We start from the raw sequence: 18,215 nt of genomic DNA on the forward strand, positions 1-18,215 counted from the left end.
CCATGCGACTCCAGAGTACGACGGCGGTGTCCGGCCCGGCGCCGGTCCTCGCCGAGGGGTGGGGCTGGCGGCATGCCGGCCGCAAGGATCCGGCGGTCAGCGGGGCCAGCTTCAGCATTGCACCCGGTGAACGGGTGCTGTTGCTGGGTGCCTCCGGCGCCGGGAAGTCCACGCTGCTGCACGCGATGGCGGGCGTGCTCGGCGACGACGGGGAAGGCGAGGAAGCCGGGCGGCTCACCGTGGCCGGGCTGCGTCCCTCGGAAGCCCGCGGCCGGGCCGGGCTGGTGTTGCAGGACCCGGAAAGCCAGCTGGTGCTGGCGCGGGTGGGCGACGAGGTAGCCTTCGGGGCGGAGAACCTCTCCGTCCCGCGCGCACAGATCTGGGACCGGGTCCGCGAATCGCTGGCCGACGTCGGACTGGAGGTGCCGCTGGACCATCCCACCGCAGCCCTGTCGGGCGGGCAGAAACAGCGGCTGGCGCTGGCATCGGTCCTGGCCATGCGGCCGGGGCTGCTGCTGCTGGACGAGCCGACCGCGAACCTGGACCCCGAGGGCGTGCACGAAGTGCGCGACGCCGTGGCCCGGGTGCTGGACCGGACCGGTGCCACTTTGGTGGTGGTGGAACACCGCGTGGCCGTCTGGGCGGACGTGGTGGACCGGGTGATCGTGCTGGCGGCCGGAGGCGGCGTGTTGGCAGACGGCCCGCCGGACAAGGTGCTGGCCGAAAGCGCCACCCGCGCCCGGCTGGTGGAGGCGGGTGTTTGGGTTCCCGGACATACGCCGCGGCTTCAGCTGCCCGCGGCTCCGGTTCCCGGCGGACCCTTGTTGCAGGCGGTGCGATTGGACGCGGCCCGGAGCCGGAAGACCGGGCCGGTGCTGCGGGGCGTGGACTTGGACCTGCTCAGCGGACAAGCGCTGAGCATCACCGGACCGAACGGCGCCGGCAAGTCGACGCTGGCTCTCACGCTGGGCGGCCTGCTGGCGCCCGCCGGGGGGAAGCTGTCCGCGACCCCGGCATTGCACCGGGGCGCGGCGCAGTCCCCGGTGAAATGGAAGTCCGCCCAGCTGGTGGCCCGGATTGGCAGCGTGTTCCAAGAACCGGAACATCAGTTCCTGACCAGCACGGTGGCCGACGAACTGGAGTTCGGTCCGCGGCGGGTGGCGAAGCTGCCCGAGGCGGAGGTCCGGCAGCTGGTGGACAACATTGCCGAACGGCTCCGCCTGACCCGGCTGCTGCGGGCCAACCCGTTTACCCTCTCCGGCGGCGAGAAGCGCCGGCTCTCGGTGGCCACCATGCTGGCCACGAGTCCGGACATCCTGATGCTGGACGAGCCGACTTTCGGGCAGGACGCCAACACCTGGGCTGAACTGGTCACGCTGCTGGCCGAGTTGGTGGCCGCCGGCAAGAGCGTGGTGTCCGTGACGCACGACGCCGACTTCACCGCGGCGCTTGGCGGTACGGCTGTGCGCGTGGACGGCGGCGCAGTCCAACCGGCGCAGACGCTTCGGAGGGCAGCATGAGCGCGGACCTGATGACTCCTCGGCTGACCGCGTCGCCGTTCAGCCGAGCCAACCCGGTGTCCAAGCTGGCTGCTGCCGCCGTCATCACCGTGGTGGTCATGCTCAGCGTGGACTGGGTCAGCGCGTCGGTGGTGCTGGCGGCCGAGCTGCTGCTGATGCCCGTGCTGGGGGTGAACCCGTGGCTGCTGTTCAAGCGCGGCTGGCCCTTGCTGGCGGCGGCGGCGACCGGGGCCTGGGCCACCGCATTGTTGGCGGAGAAGACCGGAGCCGTGCTGTTCCAGCTCGGGCCGGTGGTGTTCACCGAAGACTCGGTGGCTGGCGGAGTCGCCATTGGCCTGCGTTCGCTCGCCGTCGCCCTGCCGGGCATTTTCCTGCTGTTGACCACCGACCCGACCGACCTGGCCGACGCGCTGGCGCAGAAGCTCAAGCTGCCGCACCGGTTCGTTTTGGGGGCGCTGGCCGCCATGCGGTTGGTCGGGCTGTTGGTGGAGGAATGGCACACTCTGGGTCTGGCCCGCCGCGCCCGAGGGGTCGGGGCGGAGAACCGGCCGCTGGCCAAGGCCGGTGCGTTCCTGGGCCAGGCGTTCGGGCTGATTGTGCAGGCCATCCGACGGGCCACGCGGCTGGCGGTTGCCATGGAAGCGCGCGGATTCGGCGCGGGTCAGCGGACCTGGGCGCGTGAGTCCAGCTACAGCACGGTGGACGTTTGGGTGCTGCTGGGCGGCGTACTGATCGCTGGCGCAGCGGCCGCGGCGGCAGTAGCCGCCGGCACCTGGAACTTCATCTTCATCTGAGCCTGGCGCCCCGGGCTTCGGGCCCCGCGCCCCGGGCCCTGAGCCGGGCCCTGGGCCGGACGGCGTCGGGAGGACGCGGCAGCTACTCCCGGCTGCCTTCGGCCAGCAGCGCGGTGAGTTCCTCCGTCAGCTCCGGCGACATCGGGATCTCCTTGCCGTCGATGCTCTTCACCGGTGCCAGCAGCCGGATGCTGGAGACAAGCCAGACGGCATCGGCCTCGTAGAGGTCGTCCGGTTCCAGCGGGCCGTAGCCTAGCTGCCAACCGGCTGCGGCTGCCGCCTTGAACAGCACCGCCTGGGACGTGCCCGGCAGGATGCCGCTTTCCAAAAGCGGCGTGACCAAAGTCCGAACGCCCTCGCGCACCCGAGCCATCAGCACGGTGGAGGTCGGTCCTTCGAGGACGCGGCCATCGCTGGACGTGAAGATGACGTCGTCGGCGTCGTTCTTGCGGGCGTAGCGCAGCGCCGCCATGTTGACCGCATAGGAGAGCGTCTTGGCGCCCATCAGCAACCACGGGGCTCGTTCGGCCAGCGAGCTGTCATAGCCGCGGTCCAGCAGCAACACCGATATCCCGTCGGTGCGCTGGCGCTGTCCAGCCGACGGCGGCAGCGAGGCCTGGACCCAGGCGGTGGGTGCGGTGGCGCCTTCCACGCCGCGGGTCACCAGTAGTTTGATGACCAGCTCCTCGACCGGCGGGTGCTCCGCGATCGCCGTCTTGATGGCACGCTCCCAGGCGTCTGCGGGCGGCAGCTGCAAATCCATGGTTTGGGCGGACGTTGCCAGCCGGTCCAGATGCGCCTGTACCTTGCGCGGAATGCCGTTCACCGCCAGCAGGGACTCGAAAATGCCGTCGCCGCGGGTCGCACCGAGATCGGTTGCCATGAGCTGGGGCTGTGAAGCGTCTGCGATGCGGCCAGCCTCGTAGGCGGGGTCCAAGAACACCAGAACTGTCATATGCCCAGCTTAGTTTGTCGCTGGCCGCCGGGTAGGCTAGGGAGGATTGCGCCGGCGCACGGCGGGAGGGGAGGAGCAGCCGCGTGCTGTGGTCGTTTGCGGGACTGGGCACATTCCCCGACTGGGTTGTCGCCATTCTCGGCGTGATCGACATGGCCATCCGCATCATCGCCTTGGGCGTGATTCCCGGCAACCGCCGGCCCAACACCGCCATGGCGTGGCTGCTCGCCATTTTCTTCATCCCGCTTATCGGCCTCTTGCTGTTCTTCATGTTCGGCAGCTACCGGCTCTCGGAACGCCGCATCGCCAAGCAAGCGGAGATCAACCGCCGTGTCTGGGCCGCCACCCATGACCTGGAGGAGCCCCGCAGCAAGCGGGACGCACCGGCCTGGGTGCATTCGGCGGCCGAGCTGAACCGGCGGCTCGGTGCCTTCCCCATCGTGGACAGCAACCATGTGGAGCTGTACCCGGACTACGATGCCTCGATTGCCGCTATGACCGAGGCCGTGCGCGAGGCCCGCGAATTCGTGAACATCGAGTTCTACATCATGAGCAGGGACGCGACCACCGGCGAACTCTTTGCCGCGCTGGAAGAAGCCGCAGCCCGTGGCGTCCGGGTGCGCTTGTTGTTCGATCACATCGGAGCCCTCCGCGTGACCGGCTACCGCAAGTTCCGCCGTTGGCTGGACACCACCCAGATTGACTGGCGCCGTTCGCTGCCGGTGCTGCCGGTCCGCGGCCAGTGGCGCCGGATCGATCTGCGCAACCACCGCAAGATCCTGGTGGTGGACGGGCGGGTGGCCTTCACCGGATCGCAGAACCTGATCGAGCCCGGCTACCGGCGGACCTCCAGCGAAAAGATCGGTCGCAAGTGGGTGGAACTGATGGCGCGCTACGAAGGGCCCATCGTTACCGCACTGAACGTGGTGTTCGCCACCGACTGGTTGAGCGAAACCGACGACATCCTCGAAACCCAGCTCTTCACTCCGGTTCCATCCCGCGAGCCCGGTCCGATGACCTGCCAGGCCCTGCCCAGCGGCCCGGGCTTTGCCACCGAGAACAACCTGCGCCTGTTCAACACGCTGATCTATGCGGCAGTGGAGCGGCTGTCCATCTGCAGTCCGTACTTCGTGCCTGATGATTCGCTGCTCTATGCCATTACGACGGCGGCGCAGCGCGGGGTTGAAGTGGAGCTCTTCGTATCGGAGCTCGGCGACCAAGCGTTGGTCCACCATGCACAGCAGTCCTATTACCAGGCCTTACTGGAGGCCGGTGTGCGAATTTACCGTTACCCCAAACCGCTGGTGCTGCACGCCAAGCACTTCACGGTGGACAACGAAGTGGCCGTTATCGGTTCCAGCAACATGGATATGCGCTCCTTCTCGCTGAACATGGAGGTTTCCGTGATGATGCTCGGCGACCACATCGTGGAGGAGCTGTCCGATATCCAGGACAGCTATCGGGTGATCTCCAAGGAGCTCACCCTGGAGGAGTGGAGGCAGCGACCGCGCTGGCAGCGCTACGTGGACAACGTGGCCCGGCTGACCGCCACGCTGCAGTAGCCGGGTGCGCTAGTCAGGGAACACCGCCCCCAGCGCCGAGAGCACGCCGAAGGCCTTGGCCCGCACCTCGTCCCACTCGTCGTCGGGCACGGAGTCTGCCGTGATCGCCCCTCCGACGCCCAGGCTGAGCCGGTTGCCGTTCATCACCAGCGTCCGGATCACCACGGACAGGTCCGCGGCCCCGTCCAGCGAAAAGTAGCCCACGGCGCCGGAGTAGACGCCGCGCGGTCCGGTCTCCAGCCGGTCCAGGATGTCCATGGTGCTGATCTTCGGCGCGCCGGTCATCGAGCCGGCCGGAAAGGCTGCCGCTACGGCTTCGGCCCGGACAGCGCCGGGCAACAGCTGCGCGTCGATGGTGGAGACCATCTGGTGCACGGTGGCGTAGGACTCGATGGCGCACAGCCGGCTGACCCGCAGCGAACCCGGTACGGCAAAGTGGCTCAGGTCGTTCCGCAGCAAGTCCACGATCATGATGTTTTCGGCCCGGTCTTTGACGCTGCCGGCCAGTTCCTGGACAACTGCCGCATCGGCGTCGGGATCCGGCAGGCGGCGCCGGGTGCCTTTGATCGGTTCGGCCCGCAGGCCGCCGTCGGCAGCAATGCTGAGGAACCGCTCGGGTGAGGTGCTGGCCACTGTGAGTGTCCCGAATCGCAAGAGGCTGGCAAAAGGCGCAGGATTGCGACGGCGGAGGAGCAGGTAGGTGTTGAGCGGATCCAGCGGTTCTTCTGCGGTGGCGTGCAAGTGGGTGGTCAGGCACACTTCGTAGGTATTGCCCTCGCTGATTTCGGCTTGGGCTGCGCGGATCTTGGCCAGGTAGGCCTCGCGTGAGTCACGGGACTGGAAAACCGGGGCGGCGGCCGGCCCTGCCGGGTCAGGAGATGGGTCGGTAGCCGGTGGCAGGCTGCCGAGGACTGCTGCAGTTTCGGCAATCCAATCAGTTGCTTCGGCCAGCTGGGACGGCCCGGCCAGGGCCAGCAACCACGTGCACTGCCGGACATGGTCCAGCAGGACGGCGCGGCCGGCGAACAGCAGCGCGGCATCCGGCACGGCGCCGTGGTCGTGGTCCGGCAAGTTCTCCGGCACCCCGGGGCCGGTGTCCTTGCCGCCGGTTTCACGTTTGAGCTCGTAGCCCAGATAGCCCAGCCAACCCAACGCGAAACTGCCGGGTACGTCCCCGGGCGCGGTGGCCGGGCGGTGTCGCCAGGTGCTGTCCAGCCAGCGGAAGAACCCACCGCTGATCCGCGCGGTGGTGTTGCGCTGGCGCACCAGCGTAGTGCCGTTCCGGTGCTCGGCCCATTGACCGAAGCTGCCGCCGTCGTCGGCCATAATGCTGATCCGGTTCCGGTCGGCGGCTTCGTGGACGTTGGAACTGTCCAGCCAGACACTGCGGTCCGAGCCGGCGTACAAGCGGCGGTAGGCCGCCTCGGCATCCGGATAGGCATCCACGCGTTCGGCCACCAGCCGGACGCCCTCGCGCGCCGTCCGCTCGGGGGCCAAAGCATGTTCAAGCGCGGGCAGCGAAGCCAATGCCGCCAGGACCTGCTCCGGGGCGGCGCCGGCGAAGCCGGTTTCGACAACGATGTCCGCGGCGGCAGCCACGTTGTCGCCGGCCAGCCAGGCCTCCTCCTGGTCCGCCCACATGTCCCAAAACGGTTCATACGTTGCACCGTCGCGGGCCAATGCCCTGGTCCACCGGTCAACGGACGGAGCCTGCAGCCACACCACGGCGTCGAGCAGGCCGCGGGCCGCGGCGTGCGCAGCCCCGACTCCCTCCAGGACCACGACGTCGGCGGGTTCCGTGATCCGGGAGGCACCGTCGTCGTCCTTGTTCCAGTCCCACGCAATCCAGCGCCCGGACTCACCGGCTGCCAAAGGACGCAGCACGGTTTCCAGGTAGCGCTGTTGTCCGCCGGCCAAGCCGTGCCAGCCCGGGTAGATATCCTCCAGGTGAAACAGCGAGACGCTGCGGTGGATCCTCAGCAGCGCCGCCAGTTCCACCGCCAGCGTGGTCTTGCCGGATCCGGAGCGCCCGTCGACAGCAATCAGGATTGGCTTAACGGGCATCGAGTTCCCTGCGCACGAACTCGATGATTCCCTTCAGCGAGGCGTCGATCATTTGCCAGCTCGCGTCGAAATCGGCGGCCTCGCCGAACCACGGGTCGTAGATCCCCTGGGCCGAGGGACCAAGGTGGCTGACGGCGGGGTCGAAGGAGCGCCACAGCCTGACTTTCTCCCGGGCGGCATCGTTCGGCGCGCCGTTCCGCAGTTGGTCGTAGTGGTCCACGTCCAGGGCCAGGATCAGGTCGCGTTCGTCGTACCACGAGATGTCGAACTGGCGGGCCCGGTGGTCCAGCGCGGTAAGGCCGGACTGCGCCAGACGCTCGCCGGCCCGCTGGTCGATCGGCCGCCCCAGCTCCCAACCGGTGGTGCCCGCGGAGTCAACGCTGACCTGGCCGCCCAGCCCGGCTTCCTTGAGGGCGCGGGCCAGCATCCGCTCGGCCATGGGCGAGCGGCAAATGTTGCCGGTGCAGACAGCGATGATGCGGTACATGTGTCGAGTCTATGAGTAAGGCGGCTACAGGAAAGCCAGCATCAGACCGACCGCCATGAAAAGTACACCGAAGGCCCTGTTCATCACAGTCAGTCCGCGCACCGTCCGGGTGAACCGCTGGAAGGACCTGGCAGCTGCGGCGAAGAAAAACCACATGACCAGGATGTCCACCACGATGACGGTGGCGATCATGACCAGGTACTGCGGCAGTTGCGGCTGGTCCAGCCGGATGAATCCGGGCATGAACGCCAGAAAGAAGACGATCGCTTTGGGGTTGAGCAGGTTGACCCATACGCCGCGCTGGAACATGGAGAAGGCCGGCTCGTCGCGGCGCGCCGCTTCGACCTCCGCGCCACCCTGGGGCGTGGCGAAGAACTGGCGCAGGCCAAGGTAAACCAGGTAGGCCGCACCGGCATACTTGATGGCGGCGAACAGCGCCGGGGAGTTGGAGACCAGCAGGCCCAGGCCCAGCGCCACAATTGCCACGTGGATCACCAGGGCGGCCTGCTGGCCCAAGATGCCCCAGATGGACCGGTGGAAACCGGCGTTGAGCGAGTTGCTCATGGTGTTGATGGCACCGGCGCCCGGGGTGAAGCTAATCACTACCGTGGCGCCGAGCAGCGCCAGCCATAAGGAGAATTGCACCAGATGATCCTACGGTGCGGGCCAGCGCAACCCGTCCATCTCCTCTTCCATCACCGCCATGGCCGCGTTGTGGCCGCCGATGCCGCTGACGCCGCCGCCGCGGCGGGCGCCGGCACCGCACAGCAGGATCTGTTCATGGGCGGTGGCCACGCCCCAGCGCCGGGCGGGGGTGTCCAGTGGCTCGTCGTCTTCGGCGAACGGCCAGTCCAGCGGTCCGTGGAAGATGCTCCCACCGGTGAGGTTCAGCGCCTGCTGCAGGTCGAGCGTGGTCTTGGTTTCGATGCACGGTTCTCCGCGGTCGTCGCTCAGGATGCAGTCTTCGATCGGCTCGTCGAGCACCGAATTAAGCGAGGCCAGCACGGCTTGCTGCAGCTGGGCGCGCATCGCGTCGTTGTTCTCCTCGGTGAGCAGCCGGTGCGGGGTCTGCAGCGTAAACACGGTGAGGGTCTGGGCGCCGGATGCCTGCAGCTCAGGCGAGAGGATGGACGGGTCGGTGAGGGAATGGCAGTAGATTTCCGCGGGCAGCGGATCCGGAATCCGGCCGTCGGCGCCTTCCGTGAAGGCCCGCTCCAGCTGTGGGTACAGCTCGTTGATGTGGAAGGTTCCGCCAAAAGCCGCTTCCGGCGCCACCGTGCTGTCCCGCAGTTTCGGCAACCGGGACAACAGCAGGTTCACTTTGGCTTGTGCTCCCTCGGGCTGGGGACCCGGCCGCGTGGCCGGTTCGGCGCCGCCGGCGGCCAGCAGCCTGTTCAGGACCGTGGGCGAGACGTTGGCTAGTACCCGCTTCGCGGAAACGACGACGTCGGTCCCGCCGTCGTTGTACCGCACCTCTCCGTCCGGGGTCACCGAGGTGGCCTCGGCCGAAGTGCGCAGTTCCGCACCGGCGCGGCGGGCGGCCGTTTCCAGCGCGGCGGTGACGGCGCCCATGCCGCCCGCGGGCACGTCCCAGTCGCCTGTGCCGCCGCCGACCACATGGTAGAGGAAGCACTTGTTCTGCTGTAGGTCGGCGTCGTGGGCGCGGGCAAAGGTACTGATCAGCGCGTCGGTGAGCACCACGCCGCGGACCAGGTCCGAGGCGAAGCTGCGCTCCAGCACGTCGCCGATCGGACGGTCGATGAAATCGTTCCAGGTTTCGTCGTCGCCCAGCCGGCGGCGCAGCTCGGAGCGGCGGGGCAGCGGCTCGGTGACAGTTGGCCAGACCGCCTGGGCCAGCTGGCCGGTGCGCTGGTAGAACTCGGTGAAGGTGCCGAAGTCAGCGGCGGCGCCCACAGCGCTGAAGGACGAGCGGGTGGCCTCCCGGTCCTGGTTGTCCACCAGCAGCCCGGTGCTCGTGCCCGGCAGCGGCGTGTAGGACGAGTAGCGCCGGCGCAGCAGCCGCAGGTCCAGGTTGAGCTCCTCGATGATGCGCCGCGGCAGCAGGCTGACCAGATACGAATAGCGGGAGATGCGGGCGCCGGTGCCGGGGAAGACTTCCGCGGATACCGCCGCACCGCCGAGCCGGTCTTCGCGCTCGAGCACCAGCACGCTGTGTCCGGCGCGGGCCAGATAGGCGGCGGCAACCAAGCCGTTGTGGCCGCCGCCGATGACCACGACGTCATACTGTCCGGGCATGTCCGCCAGAATCCTGTCTGCTCTTGGGGTCAGGGTTTGCGGGCCAAAATCTCGCCGTTGGGAATCAGGAACCAGGCATCCGGCGCGTCGGCCCAGGCCAGCCAGCCCTGCGCAATCCGCTCCAGCCCGGCCTTGTCGAGCAGCCCGCGTTCCAGCGACTGTTCCGCGTAGGCCGAGTGCAGGACGCGCTCGGACCACACATCGCCCTGCCAGCGGCGCTGTTCTTCAGTGGCGTACAGCCAATTGGACGACGACGGAATGATCTCGCGGAAGCCTGCTGCCTGCGCCCAGGAAATCAGGTGCCGGCCGGCGTCCGGTTCCGCCCGGTTGCCGCGGGCGATCTGCTGGTAGGTGTCCATCCAGTCGGTGAGTTCGGGCAGCTCCGGGTACCAGCTCATGCCGTGGAAATCAGCGTCCCTCACGGCCACGATGCCGCCGGGCTTGACCACCCGCCGCATTTCGTAGAGTGCAGCCACCGGGTCGGTCAGGTGCTGCAGGACCTGGTGGGCGTGGACCACGTCGAAGGTGTCGTCGTCGAACTCGAGGTCGTAGATGTTGCCGCTGACGAACGTGGCGTTCTCGATGCCGCGCAGCGCGGCGAGTTCGGCCGCCTGGGTCAGCACGTCATCGGACCGGTCCAGGCCGATGACCTGCCCGGGAGCCACCAGCTCGGCCAAATCAACGGTGATGCTGCCCGGGCCGCAGCCCACGTCCAGCAACATCATGCCGGGCTTGAGTTCGGGCAGAAGATAGGCTGCGCAGTCCTCTGCGGTGCGGACCGCATGGGCGTTGACCACGCTTTTGTGGTGGCCGTGGGAGTAGACCTCGTCCTTCATAGTGGGAGACTACTCTGCGCCCCTGCCGGCACGTAGCTGCCGTGCCGGAATGTTGCGCTATTTGTCGACTCCGGCGGACCCGCCGGTCTCCGGTTCGTCGCTGCCTTGGGGCGCCTCGCCGGCCGGATTCCCGTTGACGCCTAGGTCCTCCTCGCGGCCGGCGACCTCCAGGCAGGCAGCCGACGTGGCGGTGATGATGCCGGCTAGGAAGTCGGCGAGCCGCTGGCGGTCCTCCGCCGGGTAGCTGTCCAGTACCTGGCCGATGTGCCGGGCCAGCGGGGCGAACATCGCGCCGCCGGTGGCACGGGCCTTGTCCGTCAGCTCCAGGTACACCTTGCGGCGGTCGGTGTCGCTGCGCGTGCGGTTGACGTGCCCGGAGCGGTCCAGCCGGTCGACCAGCGCAGTGGTCGCCGGAGAGCTGAGGTGGAGTTCGGTCCGTAGCAGGCCGGGAGTCACGGTGCGGCCGGCCGCGGCGGCCCGGACCATTGCCGCGAGGGCGTTGAGGTCGGTGCGGTGCAGGGCATCCCGTTCGCTGACCGCCTCGATGTAGCGTTCGCTTTCGACGACGAACTCCTGCAACAGCAGCATCAGCCGGTCTGTGCGCGGTTCCACTTGGCCCTCCTCTTCATCGACCCCCTCCACAGAATAGTTCACTCAGCGGTTATCTCTAGCGTGGAACTACTCTATAGTGGAGCTTGTTTTCGCTGCCTAGATTCCGAAGGACCGATTGCCATGGCCCGCTGGTTCAGAATGCTCCTTCCCGCGTTGGCGGTGGTGGCCTGGCTGGCCGCCGCCAGCCTCGGCGGGCCAACGTTTGGCAAGCTCTCCGACGTCTCCACCAACGACCAGGCCGGATTCCTGCCCGCCAGCGCCGAGTCCACCGCCGCCGGCGAATGGCAGCAACGCTTCCGTGATTCCGACGCCGTGCCGGCCATCGCCGTCGTCGAATTCGCTGAGCCGATCCAGCCGCAGCAACTGGCAGACTACGCGCCGCTGGCCGAACGGCTGGCGAAAGCGGCCAGCCTGGACAGCGGCGCTGCCAATCAGGTGGTGGGGCCCATCCCGTCCGAAGACTTCGAAGCGGTGCAGTTCATCGTGCCGGTGCCGGAGAACCTGGATGCCGGCGAGGTGGTCACCGAACTGCGCGCGGTGCTGGCGGCCGGGCTCCCGGACTCCGCCACCGGCTACGTGACGGGCCCGGCCGGGTTCATCGCCGGCCTCGTCGAGGCCTTCGGCGGCATTGACGGGTTGCTGCTGGGTGTGGCGCTGGGTGCCGTCTTCGTGATCCTGTTGCTGGTCTACCGCGCGCTCCTGCTGCCGTTCCTGGTGCTGCTGACCTCCGTCTTCGCGCTCTGCGCGGCCATTTTGGTGGTGTACTGGTTTGCGCTGCAAGGCTGGATCCAGCTCAGCGGCCAGAGCCAAGGCATCCTGTCCATCCTGGTGATCGGCGCCGCCACCGACTACGCCTTGCTGCTGACCGCCCGATACCGCGAGGCGTTGGGGGAGCAGGAGTCGAAGTGGGCGGCAATGAAGGCCGCCTACCGCGGTGCGGTCGAGCCGATTGCCGCTTCCGGTGCCACCGTCATCCTGGCGCTGCTGTGCCTCCTGTTCTCCGACCTGAACTCCAACCGCAGCCTGGGCCCGATCGCAGCCATCGGCATTGTGTTCGCGGTGCTGGCGGCGCTGACGTTCCTGCCCGCGGTCCTGCTGTTGACCGGGCGCAGCGCCTTTTGGCCGCTCGTGCCCCGCCCTGGGCATCGCGCGCACACCGCCCAGCCCGAAAACCCGGTGGCCGGAACCGAGGGCCTGCGCGGATTGTGGCTTCGGGTGGCCAATCTGGTGGCCACCAGGCCCCGGGCCACCTGGATGGTGTCGGTGCTGCTGTTGGCTGCCGGGGCGTTGGGCGTGCTGCAGCTGCAGGCGCACGGAGTTCCGCAGTCGGAGCTGGTCCTGGTGAAGACGGATTCGGCGGACGGACAGGACGCTTTGGTCCGGCATTTCGACGCCGGTGCGGGCAGCCCGGCCGTCGTCGTCGCCGACAGCAGCAAGCGGGACGACGTGCTGGACGTAATCCGGGGCAAGGAGCGGGTTGCCTCGGCCGAGCTCTTCACCCGTGACGACCAGGTGGTGGAGCTCGACGGCCGGGTGATGATCAATGCCACACTGCAAGATGTGCCCGACTCCGACGCGGCCGAGGCCACTGTTGCCGACCTGCGCACCGCTCTGGACGCAGTCGATCCGCAGGCCCTGGTTGGCGGCGTCACTGCAGTCGCGCTGGATACGAGTGTCACGGCGCAGGCCGACCTGTTGAAGATCGCGCCGAGGGTGCTCGGCGTCATCCTGGTCATCCTGATCTTGCTGCTGCGCTCCATCCTGGCGCCGGTGCTGCTGATCCTGTCCGTGGCGCTGTCTTACCTGACCGCGCTGGGCGTCTCCGCACTGGTCTTCAACCAGGTCTTCGGATTTCCGGGGGCGGATGCCTCGGTTCCGTTGTACGGCTTCGTCTTTCTGGTGGCACTGGGGATCGACTACAACATATTCCTGATGACCCGCGTGCGGGAGGAATCGCTGCGGCTGGGAACCAGGCCCGGCATCCTGCGCGGCCTGGGCGCCACCGGCGGCGTCATCACCTCGGCCGGCGTGGTGCTGGCTGCCACCTTTGCCGCGCTCGGCGTGATCCCGATTCTGTTCCTGGGCCAGCTCGCGTTCATCGTGGCGTTCGGCGTCCTGCTGGATACGGTACTGGTGCGCTCGCTGCTGATCCCGGCGCTGTCGTACGACATTGGGCCTGCCATCTGGTGGCCGTCCAAGCTCGCCCGGAAAGAGTCGCGGCAGCGCCACCTGGTCGGAGCAGGCAGCGGGCACTCCGCGGGCTGAGGCCGGGCGGCGCGGTGCGCTGGCGCGCGGCGTGGGCGAGGGGTACCACCCGCGGCCCCGCCGTCGTCGTCTCCCGGCCGGCGCCAAAGTTGAGCGAGGTGCGCTCAACTTGGTTGACAAAACCGAGGTCCTGAGTAAACTTGAGCGCAGAAGGCTCAATAGCCGCCGTTCCCGGCGGCGGCCGTCGGATCACCCGACGACCCGGGCCGCCACAGTGAACAAGGCCGCCGCTGCGGCCGCAAAGGAAGGACACGCGTATGTCTCGTGCAGTAGGTATCGACCTCGGAACCACCAACTCCGTTGTCTCTGTTCTGGAAGGTGGCGAACCCACCGTCATCGCCAACGCCGAGGGTGGCCGCACCACTCCGTCCGTTGTCGCTTTTTCCAAGTCCGGCGAGGTGCTGGTCGGCGAGATCGCCAAGCGCCAGGCCGTGAACAACATCGAGCGCACCATTTCCTCGGTCAAGCGCCACATGGGCACCGACTGGAAGGTCGAGATCGACGGCAAGAACTACACTGCCCAGGAAATCTCCGCGCGTGTGCTGCAGAAGCTCAAGCACGACGCTGAGTCCTATTTGGGTGAGAAGGTCACCGACGCGGTGATCACCGTGCCGGCGTACTTCAACGACGCCGAGCGCCAGTCCACCAAAGAAGCCGGCGAAATTGCCGGCCTGAACGTCCTGCGCATCGTGAACGAGCCGACCGCTGCCGCGCTGGCCTATGGTCTGGACAAGGGTAAGGAAGACGAACTCATCCTGGTCTTCGACCTCGGCGGCGGCACCTTCGACGTGTCCCTGCTGGAAGTCGGCAAGGACGAGGACGACTTCTCCACCATCCAGGTCCGCGCCACCTCGGGCGACAACCGCCTCGGCGGCGACGACTGGGACCAGCGCGTGGTGGACTTCCTGCTGCAGCAGGCCAAGGCCAAGGGCGCCGACCTGTCCAAGGACAAGATCGCCCTGCAGCGCCTGAAGGAAGCAGCCGAGCAGGCCAAAAAGGAACTCTCCTCTGCCTCCTCCACCAACATCTCGCTGCAGTACCTCTCGGTCACCCCGGAGGGCCCGGTCCACCTGGACGAGCACCTCAGCCGCGCGAAGTTCCAGGACCTGACCAAGGACCTGCTGGACCGGACCAAGAAGCCGTTCCACGACGTCATCAAGGAAGCCGGCATCAAGGTTTCCGACATCGACCACATCGTCCTGGTGGGTGGCTCCACCCGCATGCCGGCAGTGGTTGACCTGGTCAAGGAGATGGCCGGCGGCAAGGAGCCGAACAAGGGCGTGAACCCGGACGAGGTCGTGGCCGTGGGCGCAGCCCTGCAGGCAGGCGTCCTGAAGGGCGAGCGCAAGGACGTGCTGCTGATCGACGTGACCCCGCTGTCGCTGGGCATCGAGACCAAGGGCGGCATCATGACGCACCTGATCGAGCGCAACACGGCCATCCCGACCAAGCGGTCCGAGACCTTCACGACAGCTGACGACAATCAGCCGTCCGTGGCCATCCAGGTCTTCCAGGGCGAGCGCGAGTTCACCCGCGACAACAAGCCGCTGGGCACCTTCGAGCTGACGGGCATCGCCCCGGCTCCGCGCGGAGTGCCCCAGGTGGAGGTCACCTTCGACATCGACGCCAACGGCATTGTGCACGTCTCCGCCAAGGACAAGGGCACCGGCGCCGAGCAGTCGATGACCATCACCGGCGGCACCGCGCTGTCCAAGGAAGACATTGACCGCATGGTCCGTGAAGCCGAAGAGCACGCTGCCGAGGACAAGAAGCGCCGCGAGGCCGCCGACATCCGCAACTCGGCCGAGCAGCTGGCCTACTCCGTTGACAAGCTGCTCGCCGACAACGACGACAAGCTGCCGGAAGAGGTCAAGACCGAGGTCAAGGCCGACGTCGACGCTTTGAAGTCTGCCTTGGAAAAGCAGGACAACGACGACGAGGTCAAGGCCGCGTTCGAGAAGCTCCAGACGTCCCAGTCCAAGCTGGGCGAGGCCATCTACTCGCAGGCCCAGGCTTCCGGCGCAGCCGGTGCCGACGGCGCTCCCGCCGGTGAGGGTACCTCCGGGGCCGGCGCGGACGAGGACATCGTGGACGCCGAAGTGGTCGACGAAGAAGACGAGAAGAAGTAACCATGGCGGAAAACGGTAACGAAGAAGAACACCAGTCAGAGCCGGTGAACTTCCGCGACAACCGCAAGATCGATCCGGAGACCGGAAAGGTCCGCGGAGCTGCTGCCGGTACCGGCAACGGCAATGCGGACCAGGCCGCGGGAAAGACTCCCGCAGCCGGTCAGGGTGCGGACGCGGACGCGCTGGCCCAGGCGGAGGAGATCCTCAACGGGGCCGAGGTCCCGGCGGGGGAGTCTGTTGCCCAAGGCACCACGTCGCAGGAAGCCGAGGAGCTCAAGAACGATCTGCTCCGGCTGCAAGCCGAGTACGTGAACTACCGCAAGCGGGTGGAACGCGACCGTGCGGTGGCCGGCGAGATGGCTGTCATCGGCGTGCTGAACTCGTTGCTTCCAGTCCTGGATGACATCGACGCCGCGCGCCAGCACGGCGACTTGGCCGACGGTCCGTTCGCGGCCATTGCCACCAAGCTGGACAACGTACTGAAGACCTACGGCCTGGCCCGTATCGAGGAGACCGGCGTGGAGTTCGACCCGAACATCCACGAGGCCTTGATGCAGCAGCCCGACGCAGAGGTGGAAGTCGACTCGGTCAGCCAGATCCTGCGCCTGGGCTACAGATCGGGTGACCGCGTGCTGCGCGCAGCCCAGGTAGTGGTGGCAGTACCGGCTGAATGACGCCCCCGGGTGCCATGACGCTTGAAAACAGATGACGGGTTGGTTTCCGGTCCGCCGGAGGCCAACCCGTCATCGTCCGGGCCGGAAGGCCCATAGACTTTGTGAAACTGAAAGGAGGCGCCTGCATGGCTAGCCAGGACTGGGTCGAGAAGGACTTCTACAAGATCCTCGGTGTCTCCAAAGATGCGTCTGACGCCGACATCAAGAAGGCGTACCGCAAACTCGCTCGGACGCACCATCCGGACACCAATTCGGGCGACGCTGCCTCGGAGAAGAAGTTCAAGGACGTCTCCGAGGCTTACTCCGTTCTGTCCGACCCGCAGGAGCGCGAGCAATACGACGCTATCCGGGCGATGGGCAGCGGCGCCCGCTTCAGTGCCGGCGGGCCGGGCGCGGGCGGGCCGGGTGCCGGCGGCTTCGAGGACATTTTCGGCAACCTGTTCGGCCAGGGGGCCCGCACCCGTACCAGCTCCGCCGGCAACGTGCCGCCGGAGTTCGCGGACCTGTTCGGCGGCTTCGGCGGCTACCAACAGCAGCCCCCGCGCAAGGGCGCAGACCGCACCGCGAGCACCAGCATTTCCTTTGCCGGTTCCATCAACGGCACCACCATCGGATTGCGCGAGCCCAGCGGCGAAGTCATCGATGTGCGGATCCCCGCCGGCATTAAGGACGGGCAGAAGGTCCGCGTCCGCGGCAAAGGCCAGCCGGGTCCGGCCGGCGCCGGCGACCTGATGGTGACCGTCAACGTCAAGCCGCACCCCTTTTTCCAGCGCGACGGCGACAACATCCGGATCCACGTCCCGGTGACCTTCCCGGAGGCCGCGTTGGGGGCGCAGATCGAAGTGCCGACGCTTGCCGGTGACTTCGTCAAGGTCAAGGTGCCGGCCGGCACGCCGTCCGGTCGGACGCTGCGCGTGAAGGGGCGCGGGGTCAAGACGTCGAAGGCCACCGGGGACTTGCTGGTAACCATCGATGTGGTGGTCCCGCAAAACCTTGGCAAGGAAGCAGAAGACGCGGTCAACGCCTTTGCGGCGGCGACAGCAGGATCGGACCCGCGCGGAAACCTTGCCGCCAAGGCACGGTTGTAGCGGGTCGGATTTTCAGCAGACCGGAAGGACCGGGCGGTAAACGCGCGCAGCGCAGGAGGGAGAGCACCGTGGGTATAGATGTGAATGCGCCGATTTTCGTGATTTCTGTGGCCGCCGAACTGGCTGACATGCACCCGCAGACCCTGCGGCAGTACGACCGCCTCGGCCTGGTCTCACCGTCGCGTCAGCGGGGCAGGCAGCGCCGCTATTCCCAGCAGGATGTGAATACGCTGCGCGAGGTCCAGCGGCTGTCCCAGGAAGGTGTCTCGCTGGAAGGGATTAAGCGGATTCTGCAGTTGCAGAATGAGGTTGCTGCTCTGCGGGCCCAGGTCCGGGATTTGTCCGAGGAACTGATGTCCAAGCAGCGCCGCGCGGACTCCAGCCGCGTGTTCGCCGCCGGGTTGGCCGGAGACGTGGTCAGTCTGGTCCGCGGCCAGCGGCCGCGTCCGCGCAGCCAGGCCCTGGTGGTTTGGCGCCCGCAGCGCTGATCCGTTCGCGGGCCGCCGCCCGCCGTGCCAGTTCCATGGCGCCGGCAATCCGAGCGGCCAGCGCTCCGCCCACCCCGGGACGGCCAGCAACTCCTCGACCGACGCCGGCCGCAGCCCGGCCAGACCTCCCAGTTTCTTCAGAACCGCCTGCGCTAGTTCGATGCTGCTGGCCGTGCGGGATCCGGAGCCGATCACCAGTGCCATCACTTCGGCGTCGCGCAGCCGGCGCAGTCCGAAACGGGCAAGGCGCTCGCGAGGCCGGTTTTCTTCGGGCATCTCGGCAATGCTGGTATGGCTGTTCATGGCTTCACGGTAAGACCGCAACACGCCGGCCCGGAGGCCCGGGCCGGCCGGTTGTGGACAGCGGCTGCTTGAACCCGCTGGTGTAGGCAAGCTCCCCTGGCAGGGCATACCCCAGCGCCGAACCGGGCAGTGCTTGCGGACGGGCGGCGACGGAATAAACCCGCAGCTGCCGTGCCCCTGTT

General features: G+C 67.6%; 15 protein-coding genes and 1 pseudogene. 8 read left to right on the forward strand and 8 right to left on the reverse strand.

What is annotated here, in order from left to right:
* The first annotated feature begins 2 nt into the window (after positions 1 to 2).
* The gene (locus AC5RW2_RS10530) at positions 3 to 1,520 is read left to right on the forward strand and encodes an ABC transporter ATP-binding protein (RefSeq protein ID WP_493962448.1); all 1,518 of its coding nucleotides are present in this window, start codon (positions 3 to 5) and stop codon (positions 1,518 to 1,520) included.
* Positions 1,517 to 2,314, forward strand: coding sequence for an energy-coupling factor transporter transmembrane component T family protein (locus AC5RW2_RS10535; RefSeq protein WP_493949238.1), 798 nt, complete (start codon positions 1,517 to 1,519; stop codon positions 2,312 to 2,314). The genes AC5RW2_RS10530 and AC5RW2_RS10535 overlap by 4 nt, the downstream gene beginning before the upstream one ends.
* A gap of 82 nt (positions 2,315 to 2,396) precedes the next feature.
* Here the strand turns inward: AC5RW2_RS10535 and AC5RW2_RS10540 are convergent, their stop codons facing one another.
* Positions 2,397 to 3,269, reverse strand: a complete 873-nt coding sequence (locus AC5RW2_RS10540; protein ID WP_493949239.1) for an aminodeoxychorismate lyase — start codon at positions 3,267 to 3,269, stop codon at positions 2,397 to 2,399.
* Between the two features lie 83 nt (positions 3,270 to 3,352).
* On the opposite strand from AC5RW2_RS10540, the gene cls reads away from it, so the two are divergent.
* Positions 3,353 to 4,831, forward strand: a complete 1,479-nt coding sequence (gene cls / locus AC5RW2_RS10545) for a cardiolipin synthase (RefSeq protein WP_493962447.1) — start codon at positions 3,353 to 3,355, stop codon at positions 4,829 to 4,831.
* 9 nt (positions 4,832 to 4,840) lie between these two features.
* On the opposite strand, the gene pabB is transcribed toward cls, so the two are convergent.
* The 6 genes from pabB to AC5RW2_RS10575 are packed head-to-tail and all read right to left on the reverse strand — an operon-like array spanning position 4,841 to position 11,086.
* Positions 4,841 to 6,895 (reverse strand): aminodeoxychorismate synthase component I, encoded by a 2,055-nt coding sequence (gene pabB, locus AC5RW2_RS10550; RefSeq protein ID WP_493962446.1) that lies wholly within the window; start codon positions 6,893 to 6,895, stop codon positions 4,841 to 4,843.
* Positions 6,885 to 7,382: a low molecular weight protein-tyrosine-phosphatase gene (locus tag AC5RW2_RS10555; protein WP_493962445.1), complete on the reverse strand. Its 498-nt coding sequence runs from the start codon at positions 7,380 to 7,382 to the stop codon at positions 6,885 to 6,887. The genes pabB and AC5RW2_RS10555 overlap by 11 nt, the downstream gene beginning before the upstream one ends.
* A gap of 24 nt (positions 7,383 to 7,406) precedes the next feature.
* Entirely contained in the window at positions 7,407 to 8,027 is a 621-nt protein-coding gene (locus tag AC5RW2_RS10560; protein WP_493962444.1) for a LysE family transporter, read from the reverse strand.
* A gap of 9 nt (positions 8,028 to 8,036) precedes the next feature.
* On the reverse strand, positions 8,037 to 9,638 hold the full coding sequence (locus tag AC5RW2_RS10565) for a phytoene desaturase family protein (RefSeq protein WP_493962443.1): 1,602 nt from the start codon (positions 9,636 to 9,638) through the stop codon (positions 8,037 to 8,039).
* A gap of 29 nt (positions 9,639 to 9,667) precedes the next feature.
* A complete protein-coding gene (locus AC5RW2_RS10570; protein ID WP_493962442.1) occupies positions 9,668 to 10,474 on the reverse strand; it encodes a class I SAM-dependent methyltransferase in 807 nt (268 codons plus the stop codon).
* Between the two features lie 57 nt (positions 10,475 to 10,531).
* Positions 10,532 to 11,086, reverse strand: coding sequence for a MarR family winged helix-turn-helix transcriptional regulator (locus tag AC5RW2_RS10575; RefSeq protein WP_493962441.1), 555 nt, complete (start codon positions 11,084 to 11,086; stop codon positions 10,532 to 10,534).
* A gap of 120 nt (positions 11,087 to 11,206) precedes the next feature.
* Here AC5RW2_RS10575 and AC5RW2_RS10580 point away from each other — a divergent pair, with 120 nt between their 5' ends.
* The 5 genes from AC5RW2_RS10580 (at position 11,207) to AC5RW2_RS10600 (ending at position 17,730) form a co-directional block, all read left to right on the forward strand.
* The gene (locus AC5RW2_RS10580; protein ID WP_493962440.1) at positions 11,207 to 13,351 is read left to right on the forward strand and encodes an MMPL family transporter; all 2,145 of its coding nucleotides are present in this window, start codon (positions 11,207 to 11,209) and stop codon (positions 13,349 to 13,351) included.
* Between the two features lie 257 nt (positions 13,352 to 13,608).
* Complete coding sequence (gene dnaK / locus AC5RW2_RS10585) at positions 13,609 to 15,480, forward strand: molecular chaperone DnaK (RefSeq protein ID WP_493962439.1); 1,872 nt, start codon at positions 13,609 to 13,611, stop codon at positions 15,478 to 15,480.
* Positions 15,481 to 15,482: 2 nt separating this feature from the next.
* Positions 15,483 to 16,154 (forward strand): nucleotide exchange factor GrpE, encoded by a 672-nt coding sequence (locus AC5RW2_RS10590; protein WP_493962438.1) that lies wholly within the window; start codon positions 15,483 to 15,485, stop codon positions 16,152 to 16,154.
* A gap of 125 nt (positions 16,155 to 16,279) precedes the next feature.
* Positions 16,280 to 17,242 (forward strand): DnaJ C-terminal domain-containing protein, encoded by a 963-nt coding sequence (locus tag AC5RW2_RS10595; RefSeq protein ID WP_493962437.1) that lies wholly within the window; start codon positions 16,280 to 16,282, stop codon positions 17,240 to 17,242.
* A gap of 128 nt (positions 17,243 to 17,370) precedes the next feature.
* Positions 17,371 to 17,730 (forward strand): heat shock protein transcriptional repressor HspR, encoded by a 360-nt coding sequence (locus AC5RW2_RS10600; protein ID WP_493962797.1) that lies wholly within the window; start codon positions 17,371 to 17,373, stop codon positions 17,728 to 17,730.
* 81 nt (positions 17,731 to 17,811) lie between these two features.
* Here AC5RW2_RS10600 and AC5RW2_RS10605 read toward each other — a convergent pair.
* Positions 17,812 to 18,141: pseudogene (locus AC5RW2_RS10605) on the reverse strand (UPF0758 domain-containing protein); the annotation flags it as partial.
* Positions 18,142 to 18,215: the final 74 nt, after the last annotated feature.

This window comes from Arthrobacter sp. B0316-1-20, from assembly GCF_059091865.1.